The sequence below is a fragment of the Leptolyngbya sp. BC1307 genome, assembly GCF_002286735.1.
Taxonomy (GTDB): domain Bacteria; phylum Cyanobacteriota; class Cyanobacteriia; order Phormidesmidales; family Phormidesmidaceae; genus Phormidesmis.
Window position 1 is genome coordinate 13678 of the sequence record NZ_NRTA01000044.1, and the last position, 17586, is coordinate 31263.

At 47.3% G+C, this 17586-nt stretch carries 17 protein-coding genes and 3 pseudogenes; 7 read left to right on the forward strand and 13 right to left on the reverse strand.

The features are described 5' to 3' along the window. Positions 1-86: 86 nt before the first annotated feature. Positions 87-1154, reverse strand: a complete 1068-nt coding sequence (locus CKL79_RS18070) for a zinc ABC transporter substrate-binding protein (RefSeq protein ID WP_121970964.1) — start codon at positions 1152-1154, stop codon at positions 87-89. A gap of 367 nt (positions 1155-1521) precedes the next feature. Between CKL79_RS18070 and CKL79_RS18075 the strand changes: the two genes are divergently transcribed. From CKL79_RS18075 to CKL79_RS18085, 3 genes are all read left to right on the forward strand, one after another. Then, positions 1522-1806 (forward strand): DUF1830 domain-containing protein, encoded by a 285-nt coding sequence (locus CKL79_RS18075; protein ID WP_121970965.1) that lies wholly within the window; start codon positions 1522-1524, stop codon positions 1804-1806. A gap of 6 nt (positions 1807-1812) precedes the next feature. Then, a complete protein-coding gene (locus tag CKL79_RS18080) occupies positions 1813-2691 on the forward strand; it encodes a metal ABC transporter permease (protein WP_121970966.1) in 879 nt (292 codons plus the stop codon). Positions 2692-2786: 95 nt separating this feature from the next. Beyond that, entirely contained in the window at positions 2787-3335 is a 549-nt protein-coding gene (locus CKL79_RS18085) for a pentapeptide repeat-containing protein (RefSeq protein ID WP_121970967.1), read from the forward strand. Positions 3336-3345: 10 nt separating this feature from the next. Here CKL79_RS18085 and CKL79_RS23255 read toward each other — a convergent pair whose 3' ends face one another. The 11 genes and pseudogenes from CKL79_RS23255 to CKL79_RS18150 all read right to left on the reverse strand — a co-directional run bounded on the left by CKL79_RS23255 (position 3346) and on the right by CKL79_RS18150 (position 13473). After that, the gene (locus CKL79_RS23255) at positions 3346-3585 is read right to left on the reverse strand and encodes a hypothetical protein (protein ID WP_170944108.1); all 240 of its coding nucleotides are present in this window, start codon (positions 3583-3585) and stop codon (positions 3346-3348) included. 268 nt (positions 3586-3853) lie between these two features. Continuing rightward, positions 3854-5404, reverse strand: coding sequence for a hypothetical protein (locus CKL79_RS18095; RefSeq protein WP_121970969.1), 1551 nt, complete (start codon positions 5402-5404; stop codon positions 3854-3856). 19 nt (positions 5405-5423) lie between these two features. Continuing rightward, positions 5424-6140, reverse strand: coding sequence for a GtrA family protein (locus CKL79_RS18100; protein WP_240518951.1), 717 nt, complete (start codon positions 6138-6140; stop codon positions 5424-5426). A gap of 109 nt (positions 6141-6249) precedes the next feature. Next, positions 6250-6944: pseudogene (locus CKL79_RS23260) on the reverse strand (IS1 family transposase); the annotation flags it as partial. Positions 6945-7080: 136 nt separating this feature from the next. After that, entirely contained in the window at positions 7081-7347 is a 267-nt protein-coding gene (locus CKL79_RS18115; protein WP_141242233.1) for a hypothetical protein, read from the reverse strand. A gap of 63 nt (positions 7348-7410) precedes the next feature. After that, entirely contained in the window at positions 7411-7638 is a 228-nt protein-coding gene (locus CKL79_RS18120) for a hypothetical protein (protein ID WP_121970972.1), read from the reverse strand. A 3-nt stretch (positions 7639-7641) separates the two neighbouring features. Then, positions 7642-8115: pseudogene (locus CKL79_RS24430) on the reverse strand (type II toxin-antitoxin system VapC family toxin). Positions 8116-8214: 99 nt separating this feature from the next. Beyond that, positions 8215-9534, reverse strand: coding sequence for an alpha/beta hydrolase (locus CKL79_RS18130; RefSeq protein ID WP_121970973.1), 1320 nt, complete (start codon positions 9532-9534; stop codon positions 8215-8217). A 277-nt stretch (positions 9535-9811) separates the two neighbouring features. Then, positions 9812-10801, reverse strand: coding sequence for a hypothetical protein (locus CKL79_RS23540; protein ID WP_205879142.1), 990 nt, complete (start codon positions 10799-10801; stop codon positions 9812-9814). Positions 10802-11167: 366 nt separating this feature from the next. Continuing rightward, entirely contained in the window at positions 11168-12211 is a 1044-nt protein-coding gene (locus CKL79_RS18140) for a PQQ-binding-like beta-propeller repeat protein (protein WP_121970974.1), read from the reverse strand. 518 nt (positions 12212-12729) lie between these two features. Next, positions 12730-13473: a metal ABC transporter ATP-binding protein gene (locus CKL79_RS18150; protein WP_121970975.1), complete on the reverse strand. Its 744-nt coding sequence runs from the start codon at positions 13471-13473 to the stop codon at positions 12730-12732. Positions 13474-13637: 164 nt separating this feature from the next. Here CKL79_RS18150 and CKL79_RS18155 point away from each other — a divergent pair, with 164 nt between their 5' ends. Both CKL79_RS18155 and CKL79_RS18160 read left to right on the forward strand, forming a co-directional pair. After that, positions 13638-14663, forward strand: a complete 1026-nt coding sequence (locus tag CKL79_RS18155) for a GTP-binding protein (RefSeq protein WP_121970976.1) — start codon at positions 13638-13640, stop codon at positions 14661-14663. A 50-nt stretch (positions 14664-14713) separates the two neighbouring features. Continuing rightward, complete coding sequence (locus tag CKL79_RS18160; protein ID WP_121970977.1) at positions 14714-15796, forward strand: GTP-binding protein; 1083 nt, start codon at positions 14714-14716, stop codon at positions 15794-15796. A 10-nt stretch (positions 15797-15806) separates the two neighbouring features. Here the strand turns inward: CKL79_RS18160 and CKL79_RS18165 are convergent, their stop codons facing one another. Further along, complete coding sequence (locus tag CKL79_RS18165; RefSeq protein WP_121970978.1) at positions 15807-16226, reverse strand: Fur family transcriptional regulator; 420 nt, start codon at positions 16224-16226, stop codon at positions 15807-15809. 129 nt (positions 16227-16355) lie between these two features. On the opposite strand from CKL79_RS18165, the gene hemB reads away from it, so the two are divergent. Both hemB and CKL79_RS18175 read left to right on the forward strand, forming a co-directional pair. Next, positions 16356-17345, forward strand: a complete 990-nt coding sequence (hemB, locus tag CKL79_RS18170; RefSeq protein WP_121970979.1) for a porphobilinogen synthase — start codon at positions 16356-16358, stop codon at positions 17343-17345. Positions 17346-17429: 84 nt separating this feature from the next. After that, positions 17430-17586 (forward strand): annotated as a pseudogene (locus tag CKL79_RS18175) (IS701 family transposase); the annotation flags it as partial.

The following is a 17586-nucleotide window of genomic DNA, read 5'->3' on the forward strand; positions in this document are numbered from 1 at the left end:
AAATCATATTCGTTGCCAACAACATCGCGAATCTCACCTGAGATTGAAATTCCTGGATTGTTTCAGCGGCACAACGACTACTGATACTACTGATTGGGTAACAACGCCTGAGCTGCCGCCTGATCACAGGTGCCCCCTAAGCCTGTGACGATAGTGCAGGTATTGCTCATTAGCATACCCTGATAGCTTGCGGCTGGCGTTTCAGCGTCGCCTAGTCCATCGGCATAAATCGGATCTTCTGAGACCGCAATATCAGTCTCTCTAGAAACCGTTTCAATCAGGCCCGGATTGCTGGTAGATTCCACAAAAATTCTCGATACGCCCTTCTCTTCTACAACCGCTGCTAACCCTTTAATACTTTCTGCTGAAGGCCGTGCTTCGGTGCTAAAGCTGTCGAGCACGGCTTCAATCTCAAGACCATAAGCGTTGGCATAGTAGCCTAGGGCATCGTGGGTGCTAATCAGCGTACGCCCAGAGGCAGGCACCGTGTCAACCTGACTCTGAATCCAGGTGTCGAGCTGTTCTAGTTGGGCAATCAGAGCTTCGGCATTAGTCTCATACAGTGCGGCATTATCCGGAGAGACTTCGCTGAGCTGCCGCTGAATCTCTTTCACCATAGCTACACCGTTTTCAGCATCGTGCCAAACGTGAGGATCTGGCTCCATTTCACCTTCAGCATGTTCTTCGCCTTCAGCATGTTCTTCGCCTTCAGCATGTTCTTCGCCGTGATCGTGATGTTCGCCCAACAGTGGTTCTGGCACGGCGACTTCTGAAACAGCGACTTTGGGCGCGGGGGTGTCGGTTGCTTCCACCATTTTAATAATTTCAGGCTCAAACTCATAGCCACCATACAAAACCAGGTCAGCCTCTTCAACCGCCCGACGATCCGCAGGGGTGGCGCTGTACACATGGGGGTCTTGCCCCGCGCCAATTAGGCAGGTCAAATCTACGGTGGCCTGGGCAATTTGCTCAGTCAAATCGCAAAGCACACTATAGGATGCAACAACCTGGGGCTTTCCTTCGGAGGGAGCCTCAGCCTGCGGTTGACTACCTGTATCTTGGGCTTGATTGCTTTCGGTCTGGGCGCAGCTCACGACAGTCAGCGCAAATGAAAGTGCAGTTAATTTTGAAAGGAGGCGAAGTGATTTAAGCATAGAGTCATAGTTTGATAATGATTATCATTCTTGAATATCTTATCTCAAGAAGTGCCCTTTGCAACTATCAGCGGACTGTTAGCTCCAATCAGAGTTTCTAACGGCGTACTTTGAGACCATCGGTGAAGTGCAGTGACGGCTGGCCGCTAGAATACTCAAAAACCTTGGTTTTTTCTAACGCACTGGATCAATTGAGTGTCGCTACAAAAAATACCGCTACACATAGAGCTTTATTCCCTATAGTGTGCAAGAATGATAATCGTTATCATTCTGCCCAGTGCTGCGAATAGCATTCATGAAGTGCCTCTCAAGGACTAAATAACCTGCCCTGCCAATAATTCTCTAAAGAATTGAGGAGGCTTTAGCTATGATCCAAGCCTTGACCCGATTGCCAGAAGCCCAGAAAGTTTGGTGCCGTTACCATAATGACACTCGCCACGTTCAAGTCGCGCGGATTGAAAATATTCCCTACGCTTATTTTGAGAGAGTCATTTTTCCGGGCGATCGCTTAGTATTTAAAACTTTCCCTCATGCCTGGTTAGAAATTTACACAGGTGAGCTATGCAGCGCCCTGCTGTCTGAAAGGATTTTGTGCGATCGCCTCAAGATCGGACTGGCTGGGCTTTATTCTGGCACTAGCCATCATTATTAATTTGCTATGAATTGGCTGTTAGATCCCTTTAACTACGAGTTTATGCGTCAGGCGCTGATGGCGGGCGTCCTGATTGGCATTTTGTGCCCGATTATAGGCACTTATCTGATCGTGCAGCGGATGGCGCTATTGGGCGATGTGGTGGCTCATGCGGTGTTGCCAGGACTGGCGATCGCCAATTTCCTCAGTCTGCCTTTGCTCACCGGAGCCTTCATCTCTGGCATGTTCAGCACCTTTGTCACCTCCTGGATACGCGCGCAGTCAAAGGTCAAGGTCGATACGGCGATGGCGATTACCTTTTCTAGCTTTTTCTCATTAGGTGTTGCCCTGCTCACCGCACTGCGCAGTCGTCTAGATCTTGAAGATCTACTTTTTGGCGACATTCTTAGCATCACCCCCGCCGATGTGCGAGAAATTGGGTTCATTACCCTCGGCGTTTTGCTCGGTGTCAAGGTATTTTACAAAGAGCTGTTGTTCTTTACTTTTGATCGGCTAGGTGCAGAAGCGATGGGCCTGCCAGTGGGCGTGATTAATTTTGGACTGATGGCCGCAATTACGCTGACGATTGTTGCCAGCATTAAAACGGTGGGGGTAATTTTGGTGGTGGCACTGATGGTGAGTCCGGCGGCGGCGGCTTACTTGCTGACCAAAGAGCTGCACTGGATGATGATAATAGGCGCAGGGTTGGGCGTGTTTTCTTGTATGGTTGGCATGTACATTAGCTACTATCTCAATACACCGTCGGGGCCTGCGATCGCGCTCACCCTATTCGCCTGCTTTTTGTTGACTTTATTGTTTAGCCCGAGTCAGGGGATTTTGACCCGCAATCATAAAAAAACAAATCAAAAGCGCAATCGTTCATCTAAAAGCTCACCTGACATCTAAAGCAATAACTGACATAACAAAAAGCACTTACGCTGATGCCCCCCCGGCGGATGTTGCCTTTAAAAATATTCTGCTACGCTCTGGTGACATAAACTATGGGCACCTACATGACCGCAGAAGAACTTTTGCAACAATATCGACTCGGCGAGCGAGATTTCCGTGGCATTAAGCTCAAGGGTGTTTTCTTACGCGATCAGTGCCTGCGCGATATTGACCTTAGCTGCGCTGATCTCAGAGGCGCGTCGCTTATGGGTGTTGACTTCAGGGGGGCCAACTTGAGACGGGCTGATTTTACCGGAGCCTTTTTAATTTTGGCGCAGTTGAACCAGGCCGATCTCACCCAGGCGAATTTGACGAATGCCTTTTTGATATTGGCCAATCTACAACAGTGCTGCCTCGCGCAGGCCAATTTAACCCAAGCCAATCTCACTAGAGCCAACCTATCAAGAGTAAGCGGACTCCCCGAGGGACTTCTTAGCGGAGCTGTCTCGGCCAGCAATAATCTCCCTCAGAAAATGAGAATGTCTACTCTCGACGCTGTATCGAAAAAACTCAGCGATCGCGTCATTTCGAGTTTCCTTTACGCAACAAAGCCATCAAAAATATTGCCTGAGGGTGTTTTTAAATTCTCAGTCAGACTTTAAAAATAGGCCGCTAAAAAATAGGTCGTTGCACCCCGCCGGTACAAACCGCACAGGTACAGCCTAGCGCGTCTATGATTGGGTTAGATTCATTTTGAACCAAAGCAGGCAAGCCGTAATCTAAAGAAGCATCAGGGATCGTCACTAAATTTGCCGTGACTGGGTTGGCAAGCGCCGGACTACCCATCGCCAGCACCGCAGCCAAAGAACCCGCACAGCCCAGGGCCGTCAACACAGTCTGCTGATTGCTCATAAAGCTTACCAAGATAGGTGTGCTTTTAGCATAGCCAACCTGCCTAATCCTGGCAATAGGCACCGGCATAACGGTAAGCGTCACCGGCGGCAGGTAGCATTGAAACGAAGCCTGAGATTGCCAGTCCGTCCGGTGCACGCAAGGGTTAGCCGGCGATCGCTGAAGTGGTGGAAGTCATCAGGTAAGGAGTTATAGCGAAAGGAGATCGCACTGTCACACGGGGACGATCTCCAAACTCTGCTTTTACTCCATCAAACTAGAAGCACCACTATCTTGCAACAGAATTGCATATTCTAATGTTCCCTAGCTTCTTACAAGAGTACTGCGTTTTAATCATGCTTTCTCCCGCTGTCACAAAATCATTCCAATTCTCCATCATAATTTGTTTCTGAGCCTCTCTTGGCCACCAGTCAGGTACCTTGTCCAAATGCGCAAATGAGCCATCAACAATTAGTGCCGGCACTGTTTTGGCGCAGTCAAGAATATGCCTAAATCTTTCAGGAGAATAGAAAGGATACTGACCAAACTCTGGGCACAGGAGTTTATCATTGGCTGCTCCGTGTGGTATCACACTAGAGTTTTGACCAAGCCTTGCAAATCCTGCTCCATTTGGATATATAGCCCTGAAAGCTTCGGTTTCAGGTGACTCTTGAGTTAAGTATGAAGTCTTTGTCATTATTACCCCTGAGGATGCAACATAATGACGCAAGTTAAGTGTCCCGCTGAGTAGGATCGCTAGAACTACAATTGCAATTCCAAATGATGACTTAGCAAAGGCTTTCTTTGAATTAAGGCTTATTGCTATGTAAATCAACATAAGAGTTTGCGAGAAGTATATTAGCTGGTGGTGGTGATCCCATATACCTGTCAACCCCAATACTATTATTGAAATGATGTACGTTGCGAGTGTGCCAATCAAAAAAGCCTTGATCTTTTTCTCCACCCTGGATTGAGTTGCCATATATCCAGAAAAGCCCATGCTTGCTATTACTGAGAATAGTAAAAGCAACTTCGACTTGGATCCCAGGAACATCGTCCGAAGATGCGAAGCAAAAGAGTTTCCAAGGCTGCTATTGTCTACCAACACACTGTTGGAATATAAAAAGTTATTTTGCTGAGCTTGCAGATAGCCAAGTAATTCATGCCTAGTGAGAAGTATTATGATCATTATCGCGGAAACGGACATGAATCCTATGACTATGCGATTGAAATGTTTGCGGCTAACTTTATTATCCCACAAAATAAATTCATAAGTAAGGCAAAAGGCGGCGGGCAGAGGAAACATGATCACTTTCGTAAATGCAACTAATCCTATGCATCCTCCGGCAAATAGCATCTTTTTTCTGAGAAAGAGCGCGCATGCCAATAGGCTGAATGCTGTAGCGGGCAGATGCGTATATCCTGGAAGCCAGAAAGTCCCCGTTACAAGCAGAGGTACTGCAATCAGCAGAAGTCTTTTACGCATCACGCCAGTGTGCTCGACAATGCGCGAAATGTCATAAGCGGATACTGCTGCTATAGTTACCATTAACAACTCAAATAGGTATTCACCTAACGGTCCGAATAATCGTTGCATTGACACAGCATAAAAGAACAAAGGGTCTTTATTGTCATAAATGTCGATATAAAGCCGATTTCCTGAGAGTAGATACTCTGCCACAGAAACAAAAATCGCTCTGTCTAATGAGGGGTCTGGGATTAGTCTAAACGTAAAACAAATAATGAAAATTGCTATCAGTATTCCAATAGCAAAATGACGCTTTGAAGCTCTTCTTTTGACCCCATATATAAGGGTCTTTGAAAATGCAAATAGATCCATTGATTTCTAAGCCTAATGTTTACTTGGTTTCAGTTACGCGCCAACTGAGCTTGAGATTGATCCAGAAGTTCCAGATGGTGACGGCGATAATTGCCAGGAAATTTGCTAAATAGGCGTTTAAATGTAAGCCATTAAAGAGAGCATTTAATAGCAAAACCTTTAGAATTAGTCCCATCAGGCAGATGATGTTGAACTTCGCCAATCGTTTAAGCACCTTACGCCGTTGCCGCTGATGCTGTGAAAGGTCTCCAAAAGTCCAAAGATCGTTCCAGAAGAAGTTGTTGATGATTGCAAGCTCCGCAGCAAGAATGGCACTGCGGGTAAGCCCTAAGCCTAAGACATCGTAAAGTAGATATAGGGAACCCATATCAACAGCAAGTCCGGTAAATCCAACCAGAATAAACCGGATGAAGCGACTAATCGGAAAGTCAATCCGTTGCCGAATCTGTCCCAGCCATCCGGTTGAAAATCGTAGTCGCAACAGGTGGTGGATGTATTCCTTATGTTGATTCCGAGTAACTTTACTTTCTCCCTCTTCACGCTCATGGAAGCTGTAACCGGCTTCAGCAATCCGTTCGATATCTCCACGACCCAACACTTCAATCAGAATCTTGTATCCTAAAGGATTCATGAGTTTTCCAGTGATCGCGCTACGCCGCACCATGAAGTAGCCACTATGGATAGGTACAGACAGTCCGAAAATGTGGCTAGCGGAATCCACATCTCGATCTCCCAAAGGAAATCCAGAAACTTGAAGGGAATCGGAGGGAGCAGATAGAAATGACTCGTTTCGTGCGGCTCTCATAAGTTAAGTGTAAGTGCTGAAGTAGGAGAAGGAGATCTATGTAGTGGTGAATGAAGTACCAAATGGCACCCATATGATTTTCCAACTTCTTAGAAAACGACAATGTTTCACGCACTAATCTCGATACCCGTTGACGTAAGGTGCAATTAAAGCGTTCGATGCGGTTGGTTTGTCCCGTTTCTTTTCCTACCGGGCGGTGACGTTTGCTCGGAATGACCTGCTCGTAAGCTTCCCAGAAGTCTGTGTAAGCGACAGCACACTGTCGGTAGATAGGCGGCAGCGAGCGCCAGAGTCCTCGTGCGCCGACTCGACTACGCCGACCGATAAAGACCCCGACAATCTCTCCGGCTGCTGCGTCAATAGCCAGCCAAATCCACTGCTTGTTGCCCTTATTGCCGACAAAAGACCAAGCTGCGTCGCACTGAATCGTCAAGCGGCCTTTTTTTTGGCCGAACGTTCACTTGGCGGGGCACCGAGGCGTATTTTTCATTGACATACCCTTGCAGCCATGGCTCAGAAACGTTAACGACGCTAGCAATGCCAGCCATCGGAATCTTCTCTAACATCTAACAGAAGTTTATCAATCAGCGACTTCGTTTCGTCGCTAATAATCTTGTTCTCAGGGTTCGCTACGAATTGCCGCCCGTAATCTTGACAACGATGATTCTGTTTACCGTTGTGAATAAAGCCATTTTTAACGACAGCTTCAGAATCGCAACTGGGACAAGCGGGCAAAAGGGAAAACACGGAGAAGGTTTGGATTGCTACGCCTACATTATCGGTAAGGGGGGAGCGATCACACATCCCCTAATTGACAGAAATATCCTTACTCGTTTAGGACTACCCTCAATTAGACTTCAAAAATAGGCCGCTAAAAGATAGGCCGCTGTACCCCACCGGTACAAACCGCACAGGTACAGCCTAGCGCGTCTATGATTGGGTTAGATTCATTTTGAACCAAAACAGGCAAGCCGTAATCTAAAGAAGCATCAGGGATCGTCACTAAATTTGCCGTAACTGGGTTGGCGATCGCCGGACTACCCATCGCTAGCACCACAGCCAAAGAACCCGCACAGCCCAATGCCGTTAACACAGTCTGCTGATTGCCCATAAAAGCGTACCAAGACTGATGTGTCATTAGCATAGCCAACCTAACAAGCCTTGACAATAGCCACCAGCATACAGATTAGCCGTCTAACGGCTAAGTTGAGCGGCGGCTATTCTCTTCGGCATCCTCGTCAAGATCTCCCGCCCGTCCGTTCCAACGTGTTGTTAGACCGCGCTTTGGCGGTAAGCTGACAACCTCTCTTCCGCCTTCTGACTGTCTTCTTTGCCAGTCTGCAAACATTGCATCCAAATCATAGTTAAAAGACTCGGCATGTTCTTCACGAATCTTATGAATCTCATCTAGAATCTCATCTTGCCACATCGCTCAATCTCCTAGTAGTTCGTAGGGAGTGCAAATTACAGGTAACTGATATCCAAAGTCAAAGCTAATCTCTTCAAGTTCCCTCTGAATCTGTGCGTTTGCAATATGCTTACAATTCCAGGTTAACAGGTAATCCATGCCGTGGACGGTAGCAGCAGCAATGTGAACTGCATCATCAGAAGCCTTGGGAGGAAGGTTGCTTCGGGAAAGAAATTGGGCGGCTAGACTTCGTACAGCCGGATTGAGTTCAACCAAGGGAACTTCATTGAGAATTTCCAAACGATTAGCCGCGATCTCAGGATCTCCCCGCGCCACCTCATCTAGGACAACTTTTTAAATATAGAGAGTGAAGGCACTTCGGCGAGACTCCCACCACTCCCTTGTGACTTCTATGTTTGCAGCCAGGATCAGGTTTTTAGTTGATCTGGCTGTGAGATATCCCAAGATGCTGGTTTCGATGTAGACAGTTTCACTCATATGGAATGGGGTTAGGGGTCTTTCTATTTTAGGGCTGTCTGGCTCAGCGCACATTGTTAGACCACTATCTGTCGAGGCGACTACTTTTATGGCGGAAGATTACCTATTAGCAATCTGCCAAAGTTCGCCGTTATATGCTTCAGTTGAGGGATTGTAGGGTTGGTCTGCCAAATTGATAATTCTGCCTGCTATCCCGTGGTTTAGCCAGTAGCTACCGTGGGCAGACTTGATAAATACCCTACCGCCTCCAGCGTCAACAATCTCCCAAAGTTCACCGTCATATACTCCAGTTGAGGGATTGTAGGGTTGGTCTGCCAAACTAATAGCTCTGCTCGCGATGTGATGGTTAAGCCAGTAATTACCGTGAGCGGACTTAATGAATACCTTGCCACCTCCAGCATCGACAATCTCCCAAAGTTCACCATCATATGCTCCAGTTGAGGGATTGTAGGGTTGGTCTGCCAAACTAATAGCTCTGCTCGCGATGTGATGGTTAAGCCAGTAATTACCGTGAGCGGACTTGATGAACACCTTCCGAACGCTGATAGGAAAGCTAACCGGCGTATAGGAAGCTAGCACGTTGCTGATCCGATCCAAAATTTGACGCTGAATGTAAGCATCGCTAGGCATCGGATTATGAGTCAAACGTTTTTGCTTAGTCCCGTTGGAGCCTCCGGGCCAAGGCTGATACCCATCACAAGTGATCTCCGCTGAACCACAAGAAACCCTAATCGCTGAACCATCTGCATTTCTAGCAAGATTCTCCGCCTGTTGATCGCAAGTTCTAGCTTGGCAACCATTAATTGACCCACTTCCCCGGCTGTCAAAGGGAACTATGTTGTCTGTAGCAAAAGCATTCTCCTGCCATCGATTAAAGAAGTAATCAACGTTAGAAGGGACGCCATGATTCCGAATAGGAGTGCGAAATCCTCCAGCACCAACTGGATCAACTACTCCTAGAAACTGAATTTTTCGGTTAATTCGATGGGCTAGTTTTAGTACTGAATCACCGCCGTAACTATGACCAATGATAATCAAAGGACGATTCTGGTCAAGTTGATTATTAATAAAATCAGAAGCTTGATTAATAAAATCTCTGTCGTTAGATGTGGAGTAGCTTCCCAGAAAGCCAATATCAATATTCCGCCTTTGTCTTCCTCCATGTTGAAAGTGATCCCAGGCGGTCATTCTAAATTCAGCATTTGGTATATTCCAGAGCTCATCCATATACAAACTGTTGGTTTCTGCCCAAACGCAACAATCTGCATTACCGTTGACTAGAATGACATAAGGACGAGGCACTGCTTGAGCCTGAACTTGGTCTACAAATAATTTACCTACTCCTAATGGATTAATGATTAGGAGAAAACTTAGTAGAAATGCGCTGAGACAAAATAGAGCGTTGCGGCGAATTTTCATAAAAGTGAGATTGTAGGGCTATAACTTCTTCGTTCAAAAACAAGCATCCTGTAGAAGGCTTCGTCTATACATAGACAATTTCCGGATAAACACCAATGGATAAACTTGCAAGCCACTGCCTCAACCGAGGTTTAGCAGTCTAACGGCTCTGGTCAGCGGTTGCCGATAACTTTTCAACACCGCAAGCGGTTTCGGTCAATCCGCTGCACCAGAATTGTTAGACAGCGTGTGGACAACACAAGCTCTACCAAAACACTATATAGTTTGTTCTATGCTATTAATTGCCGAACTCCGTGTATATGGCCCTAACTTCTGTTGCTGCTTCTCTAGCGGTGCTTAACCAATCCCGCCATCTATCACGCGGATTAGTGGTGTGGATGATAGCATATCCTCCTACCCGACCAAGAACATTTGAAGGCACTGCATCAGACCACTGCTGAGTACGGTCACTAGAACCAGGACAACGACGGCAATCAACGCCATAACTTTGAGGTACAGTGACGTGTAAAACATTGCCAGCAGAATCAGTAATCACGACAGCAACGGCACCAGTAAAACCCTTCAATTGTTTGTCCGTCCAGATACGAGTTACACCATCTACACGTCCATTGTTAGAGATAGTGACACTCGTTTCCATTCGGCGGTGATCACCTAGTTCCGTAAACTGAGAACCTTGCAGTGGGAATGCCTGTTGAGGAGATAGGGAATTAACGGCTGTACAACCAATAAAGTAGTTGTATCCTGGCGCTGTTTGACATGCCGCACTGTTGGCTAAAGCAAACATGTTATTCCCAGTGCCACCAACCCCTCTAATTTGATAGAGAACTCCTGAACCGTTGTCAATTTGTAAGTTACCGTTGTAGCTCATCCTACTAACCGTCATCAACTGTGAACCTAAACGGTAGTTGTATCCAGGGGCTGAACCACCATCTGAAGTCAGAGCAAACATGTTATTTCCACCGCCGCCAGTAGAGCGAATTTTCACGAGTACAGGTTGATTACTACCCTCCAAGATACCTGCTACAAAGAGAACACTGTTTGAAGGCTCCCACATCATGCCGTAGAATTCTCTAAAGTTCTGCTGTCCTCTCTGTTGCCCTGTGTTTGCATCAGCCTTAGTAAGAACTCTACCATCACTGCTGATAGAAAGATTTACATCGCCAATCCTCAAGTTTGAGGTCGAGAATACACCATCAGCGTAGGCAGGAACTGTTACGAAACTCATTACCGCTGTTGCGAGACCAATTACTGCTGTTGTCTTGAACATAAATTCCTCTTGAAACTTAGTTGGGTTAAATCCAATCTCTACATACCTGCCTCGTCAGTCTTAGGGGGGTGTAATTAAAAGTGGCAGTTTTTTCAGAAATTCATATTGAAAGCCCATAAATCGGTAATGCCTGCTGTACGTATTTTCAGGGCTTTCAGAATCTTGACTGACACTTTTAATTACACCCGTCTTAGGGAGTCAGGAAAAAGTCATAGAAAAGTCAGATGCATCCACAGATAACTTTGAAGAACCACCTCAACCGAGACCTCAGCGGTCTAACGTTCCGGCTGAGCGGCTGCAAGTAAACTTTGCAACACCACCAAGATCTTCCAACAGTCCGCTCCAGCCGGGTTGTTAGGCTGCGGGCTACAACATGACTGCAATAGTCGCAACTGTTTCAATTGTTGCTTTACCCTCGTCTGAATTCAGCCAGTCCAAAAATTGCTCTGCTCTTTCTCCTGCAAGACTTAACCACTTAGGATCATGTTGCTGGAGAATTGCATATCCACGAACTTGATTGATAATGCCTGAAGGTACTGTCTCGCTCCAGTTGTCGTGCCTATCATTGTCACCTACCAACTTGCCATCAACACCATACTTTCGAGGAGGTAAAGCCCAAAGTAGTTTTTTATCACCATCGGTTAGCACAACAGCAACTGAGCCAGTGAATCCTTTTAACTTCACATTCGTCCAAGTTCTTGTTACGGCACTTAACGTTCCTCCTACATCGAGAGAAAAGTCTGTTTGCATGTGCCCCCCTGCGACATCATCGTGTCGAGATCCTTTGATAGGAAAAACAGGTGGAGTAGATGAAGGATTTATACTCCCACGCAACAGATTCCCATCAGGTGTTGCCAGGTAAACAAAGCCATCAGCAACCGCGATAGATCCAGTCCAACCACCTTTACCAATTACTGTAGTGTTTACAGAAGAGTCGAGTTCACCCTTTCTTAGATCCCCCGCCGCATCTGCCAAATAAACAAAGCCATCAGCAACCGCGATAGATCCAGTCCAACCACCTTTACCAATTACTGTAGTGTTTACAGAAGAGTCGAGTTCACCCTTTCTTAGATCCCCCGCCGCATCTGCCAAATAAACAAAGCCATCAGCAACCGCGATAGATCCAGTCCAACCACCTTTACCAATTACTGTAGTGTTTACAGAAGAGTCGAGTTCACCCTTTCTTAGATCCCCCGCCGCATCTGCCAAATAAACAAAGCCATCAGCAACCGCGATAGATCCAGTCCAACCACCTTTACCAATTACTGTAGTGTTTATAGAAGAGTCAAGTTCACCCCTTCTCAGATCCCCTGCCGCATCTGCCAAATAAACAAAGCCACCAGCAACGGCGATAGATCCAGCCCAGCCACCGTTTCCAATCAATTCATTAGCCCGTACATCAATGCTCATAAAGTTACCTAAGTTCTAAAAACAAATTCAATAAGAAACTCAGATACACCCTAGAAAAACCTCATCACACCCAGCAGAGAAATTAGCAGCATAACTATTAATTAGAGGGAAGCTTCCCACCTAATTACCCTATATAGCTAGTTAGATGGAAATAATTCAGCCCAATCACCCTGTGAGGACACATAGGTGGGAATTTGTCCGTCTAATCACCCTATATCGCAGACTAGGTAGAAAGTTTCAGTATAATCGTCCCTGCGATGCCAGATAGTTTGCTTAAGCTTTATTTACATTCAATCGCCAATAATCTAAGCAATGCAGCCTTCTCTTTACCTCGCGCAGACAAGCTGAAAATTATGCAGTTTCTGAATGCGAAGTTAGCGAAAGAAGAGAAGCCAACGCTTCAAAATGATGCAACCTACTTGCTTTGGTCATCTCTCAATTCACACGAAGCGGCTCACAAACTCAGTCAACTCCTAGAATCGAATCTAGAATCGAATAGAAAATCGTAAGCTTCACCGCTAGCAGGCGAAAGGGATGACATTCTGATTGTGTAAGGCCGCTGAAATATTTGCGCCGTAGGCTTGCTGAATATTCTCCATGGTCATCACCGCTTGGGGGGTGTCGTTGGCCAGGACGCGGCGATTGAGCAGTAAGAGGCGGTGATAGCGATTGAGCGCCTCGCCCCATTCATGGCTGCAAACGAGCAGCGTTTTACCCTGCTCGCTGAGGTCGGCGAAAATGCTTAGCATGATGGCTTCGGTTTTTTTGTCAATGCCGCTAAACGGCTCATCTAGCAAAAATAGGTTGGGCTGTTGGGCCAGGGCACGGGCGAGAAAAATTCGCTGCTGCTGACCGCCGGAGAGCTGGCCAATTTGGCGGTGCCGCAAGGGTAGCATTTCGACGCGATCCAATGCGTCGCTGACTAATCTTTTGGCTTTGGCGTTAGGCGATCGCCCAATGCCGAGGGCCGCTGTTTGGGCCATCATCACGACATTCCAGGCGGTGATGGGGTAGTCCCAATCAATTTGCGATCGCTGCGGCACATAAGCCACCTGCCGCCGCTGCCGCTTCAGCGTCGTCCCGTTTAATAAAATCTGTCCTTTGTAAGGCATCAGGCCCAAAATAGCCTTGACCAGGGTGCTTTTCCCGGCACCGTTGGGGCCAATTAGGCCCACCCATTCACCCGGATTCAGAGTCAATGAAACCGATGTCAGCGCCTCAATTCCGCGATAGTTAACCGATAGATTATGAACCGCTAGCATATGTCCGATGAGTCAAGATGTTACAGAAATGATAATCATTATCGAAGCCTACGAAAAAGCATAGCAGATTATTTTGACGCTGCCTTAATGATCGTGAACTGCCAGCAATATGCTATAAGAATGATAATCATTATCAAATCTTAAGTTAATTCGGGCGTTTGCCTATGTCAGCCTCAAAATCCAATCAGGCGATTCTCCCCGGGGGAGGCGACGCCATCGCGCTACCCAAGCAGGGAATGCCGGTCACGGTGATTACCGGCTTTTTGGGCAGTGGTAAAACCACGCTGCTCAACCACATTTTGAACAACGCTCAGGGGCTGAAGGTAGCGGTGCTGGTAAATGAATTTGGCGATATCAATATTGACGCTCAGCTCTTGGTTTCGGTTGAGCAAAATATGGTGGAGCTGAGCAATGGCTGTATTTGCTGCACTATTAACGAAAGCTTGGTGGATTCGGTTTATCAGGTGCTAGAGCGCGAAGAGAAAATGGATTATCTGGTGATAGAAACCACCGGACTGGCCGATCCGCTACCGATTATTATGACGTTTGTAGGCACAGAGCTGCAAAATTTGACCCGGCTAGACTCTGTTTTGGGTGTGGTCGATGCTGAGATGTTTGGTGCAGCACTGTTGAAACAGCTGGTGTATACCAATCAGCTCCTTTATAGCGATGTGATTTTGCTGAATAAAACTGATCTGGTGAGTGACGATGCGATCGCCGCCATTAAGCAAGATATTCATCTTTTAAAGTCTAATGCACGGATCTTGAGCTGTAGTCTGCAAACCTCGTCTGACTTGCCGCTATCGGCCATTTTAGATGTGGGATTGGCAGATGTTGAAACCTATGCGCTTTCAGAGAGAGAGCTATCCGATCACCTGGTCACTGATCGCTTTGTCTCGATTCCTTTTCGCAGCGATCGCCCCTTTGATTTCACCAGGTTTGAGCATTTTCTCATGCACCAGCTTTCCGAAAATATCTTTCGTGCCAAAGGCATTCTCTGGTTTGAGGGGCAAGACCAGCGATATATTTTTCAGCTAGCAGGCAAGCGGCTTAGCCTTTCACCCGACGCTCAGACTCGCCCCACCCAGAACCAGCTCGTAATCATTGGCCACCAGCTAAATCCGCTACAGCTTCACCAGCAGCTCAGCAATTGCTTAACCGGCCAAACCGCTGCCTTCGCCCTGTCGTAGCTTGCGAGCTTGGAGTCTTGACAAAATCTTACTTACTAGAGAAATCAGCCATGTCAACAGATTTAATTTTACCTATTGATGACAACCGATTGCCAGTCACGATTATCACCGGTTTTTTGGGCAGTGGTAAAACCACGCTGCTCAACCACATTTTAGAGACCTTTGAAGACTTTAAAGTAGCCGTATTGGTAAACGAATTTGGTGACATTAACATCGATAGCCAGTTTATCGTCCAGCTTGATCAAGACATGATCGAATTGACTAATGGCTGCATCTGTTGCAGCATTAATGACGACCTTCGCAATGCGGTTTACCGGGTGCTAGAGCGCCGCGATCGCATTGACTACCTGGTCGTCGAAACAACGGGTGTCGCCGATCCGCTACCGGTTACCCTCACCTTTTTGGGCACAGAACTGCGAGATATGACCCGGCTCGACTCGATTTTGACCCTGGTAGATGCAGAATCTTTTGCGCCTGATCTTTTTAACTCTCAGGCGGCCTTTAGCCAGATAGCCTATGGCGATATCATTATTCTCAATAAAACAGATCTGGTGAGTAGTGAGCGATTAGAAACATTAGAGGAAGGCATTCGTGGCATTAAATCCGGTGCCAGGATCTTGCGGGCTGAGCAGGGAAAAGTGCCGCTACCGTTGATTATCGATATCAAAATAGGAGAAAACGGAGCCTACCAGGAGAAAGCGGCTGAGGCGATCGCCGCCCAATCTCACAAGGCTCAACACAGCGACCACTCAGGGCATCATCATGATCACTCAGGGCGCGACGAGCATCATGATCACTCAGGGCATCATCATGATCATTCAGGCCATCTAGAAAATGATGGCTTTATGTCCGTTTCTTTTCAGCGCGATCGCCCCTTCACCCTCAGACAATTTCAACAGTTTCTAGATAATCATCTACCCGAAAATGTCTTTCGCGCCAAAGGCGTTCTTTGGTTTCAAGAGAGCCCAGCTAGACATTTCTTTCAGCTCACGGGCAAGCGATTCCAGCTTGAAGATGATGAGTGGTCAGGCCCTCGTGGCAATCAGCTCGTGTTCATTGGACGCGACTTGGACAAAGACGCTATTCAACAACTGCTAGAAGACTGTATAGCACCTGTTTCTTTGCCGGTGTAGCGGCACAAGCCTATGGGCTCTCAGTTTCTAAACGCCCAGTGCAGGGAGCGCAGAGCCCAAAAAACTCCAGGGTATGGTAAAAAATCTGGAAGTGAGATGACTGGCCTAATTTTTCTTCTAAAGAATGTACCGGACAGTCTTCAACTGGAACGGAGGTGCCACAGTTTAGGCAGGTCAGGTAGTGGCTGTCGTCAGAGGTGAGGCCGTACACCCACTCGCCATTGGGCAAAGCTCTGGCCTGAGCGAGTCCTTTTATCTGTAGCGATCGCAATGACCGATAAACCGTCGCCAGTCCGGTCGGCTGCTGCTGATCTTTCAGCCGCTGATAAATCGCTTGAGCCGTCAGCGGCTCGCCAGACTGCTCTAGTAAACAATGAATCTGCTTTTGCGCACGGGTCAGACGAGAGTTGAGAGAAGAAACGGTTTTCATAAGATGCCTGCTCACTACAAGGAGTGTAACAACTTGTTTAGTCTTGCGCCCTAGTCAGACAGGTGAACGCGATCCTGGTATATAAACTAACAATGATTATCATTCTCATTTTAGTTCGCGAGGCCACAAATGTCACCCACTCTTTCTATCCAGCATCGGCCCCGGCGGCTGCGACGCACAGCCGGACTCCGCCAAATGGTGCAGGAATCTCGTTTGACAGTCAACGATCTGATCTATCCCGTATTTGTTATGGAGGGGAGCAACCTCAAGGAAGAAATTGCTTCGATGCCGGGTTGCGATCGCTATTCCTTAGATTTGCTGCTGACGGAAGTTGCCGCTGCCGCTGAGCTAGGGATACCGGCGATCGCTCTGTTCCCGCTCATCCCCTACGACCAAAAAGACAACGCGGGCACCGAAAGCTACAACCCTCAGGGACTCGTGCCTCGGGCCATTCGGGCCATTAAACAGGCCGTCCCCAATATGATAGTGATCACCGATGTCGCCCTCGATCCCTACAGCACCGAAGGACACGACGGCATTGTGCAAGACGGCCAAATTCTCAATGATGAAACGGTCGCTGTGCTCGTCAAACAAGCTTTGTGTCAAGCAGAAGCAGGCGCTAATTTGGTCGCCCCTTCCGACATGATGGACGGTCGGGTGGGAGCGATTCGCACTGCCCTTGATGCTGAAGGCTGGATCAACGTCGGCATTTTGGCCTATTCCGCCAAATATGCCTCGGCTTACTATGGCCCCTTTCGCGATGCCCTCGACTCTGCCCCCAAGTTTGGCGATAAAAAAACCTACCAAATGGATCCTGCCAATGGCAAAGAAGCCCTCAAAGAAGTCACGCTCGATATTGCTGAAGGAGCCGATATCGTCATGATAAAACCGGCTCTCGCTTATATGGACATCATCTATCAGATTCGACAGCAGACGAATTTGCCCATTGCTGCTTACAACGTGAGTGGCGAATACGCCATGATCAAAGCCGCCGCTCAGCAGGGCTGGATTGATGAGAAAAAGATTGTTTTAGAAACGCTTACCGGCTTAAAACGAGCAGGTGCTGATTTGATTTTGACCTATTTTGCCAGAGATGTGGCTCACTGGCTAAAAGATTAAATCTCTTATAGGACTTACGCATTGACAGAGCAGGCAGATTATGGGTGGTAAAATAAATCACATCCTCTTAGCCTTCTGGTCAGCATGCGCCAGCGATCAAAACCATCTACAGCCCAGTGTAATAGCCCTCTCTACACCTTATTCCTACTAGCTGAGCCTAAATACGTCAGTTGTGTACGGCTCTCAGAAATCTTGGCAGAGGTAAGCCACGACAGCATCAATCGGTTTTTACTGCGTGAGC

Bases quoted from the DNA above. Each gene is read 5' to 3' on its own strand.
- CKL79_RS18070 (WP_121970964.1), bottom strand. From the start codon at position 1,154: ATGCTTAAATCACTTCGCCTCCTTTCAAAATTAACTGCACTTTCATTT.
- CKL79_RS18075 (WP_121970965.1), top strand. From the start codon at position 1,522: ATGATCCAAGCCTTGACCCGATTGCCAGAAGCCCAGAAAGTTTGGTGC.
- CKL79_RS18080 (WP_121970966.1), top strand. From the start codon at position 1,813: ATGAATTGGCTGTTAGATCCCTTTAACTACGAGTTTATGCGTCAGGCG.
- CKL79_RS18085 (WP_121970967.1), top strand. From the start codon at position 2,787: ATGGGCACCTACATGACCGCAGAAGAACTTTTGCAACAATATCGACTC.
- CKL79_RS23255 (WP_170944108.1), bottom strand. From the start codon at position 3,585: ATGAGCAATCAGCAGACTGTGTTGACGGCCCTGGGCTGTGCGGGTTCT.
- CKL79_RS18095 (WP_121970969.1), bottom strand. From the start codon at position 5,404: ATGGATCTATTTGCATTTTCAAAGACCCTTATATATGGGGTCAAAAGA.
- CKL79_RS18115 (WP_141242233.1), bottom strand. From the start codon at position 7,347: ATGACACATCAGTCTTGGTACGCTTTTATGGGCAATCAGCAGACTGTG.
- CKL79_RS18120 (WP_121970972.1), bottom strand. From the start codon at position 7,638: ATGTGGCAAGATGAGATTCTAGATGAGATTCATAAGATTCGTGAAGAA.
- CKL79_RS18130 (WP_121970973.1), bottom strand. From the start codon at position 9,534: ATGAAAATTCGCCGCAACGCTCTATTTTGTCTCAGCGCATTTCTACTA.
- CKL79_RS23540 (WP_205879142.1), bottom strand. From the start codon at position 10,801: ATGTTCAAGACAACAGCAGTAATTGGTCTCGCAACAGCGGTAATGAGT.
- CKL79_RS18140 (WP_121970974.1), bottom strand. From the start codon at position 12,211: ATGAGCATTGATGTACGGGCTAATGAATTGATTGGAAACGGTGGCTGG.
- CKL79_RS18150 (WP_121970975.1), bottom strand. From the start codon at position 13,473: ATGCTAGCGGTTCATAATCTATCGGTTAACTATCGCGGAATTGAGGCG.
- CKL79_RS18155 (WP_121970976.1), top strand. From the start codon at position 13,638: ATGTCAGCCTCAAAATCCAATCAGGCGATTCTCCCCGGGGGAGGCGAC.
- CKL79_RS18160 (WP_121970977.1), top strand. From the start codon at position 14,714: ATGTCAACAGATTTAATTTTACCTATTGATGACAACCGATTGCCAGTC.
- CKL79_RS18165 (WP_121970978.1), bottom strand. From the start codon at position 16,226: ATGAAAACCGTTTCTTCTCTCAACTCTCGTCTGACCCGTGCGCAAAAG.
- hemB (WP_121970979.1), top strand. From the start codon at position 16,356: ATGTCACCCACTCTTTCTATCCAGCATCGGCCCCGGCGGCTGCGACGC.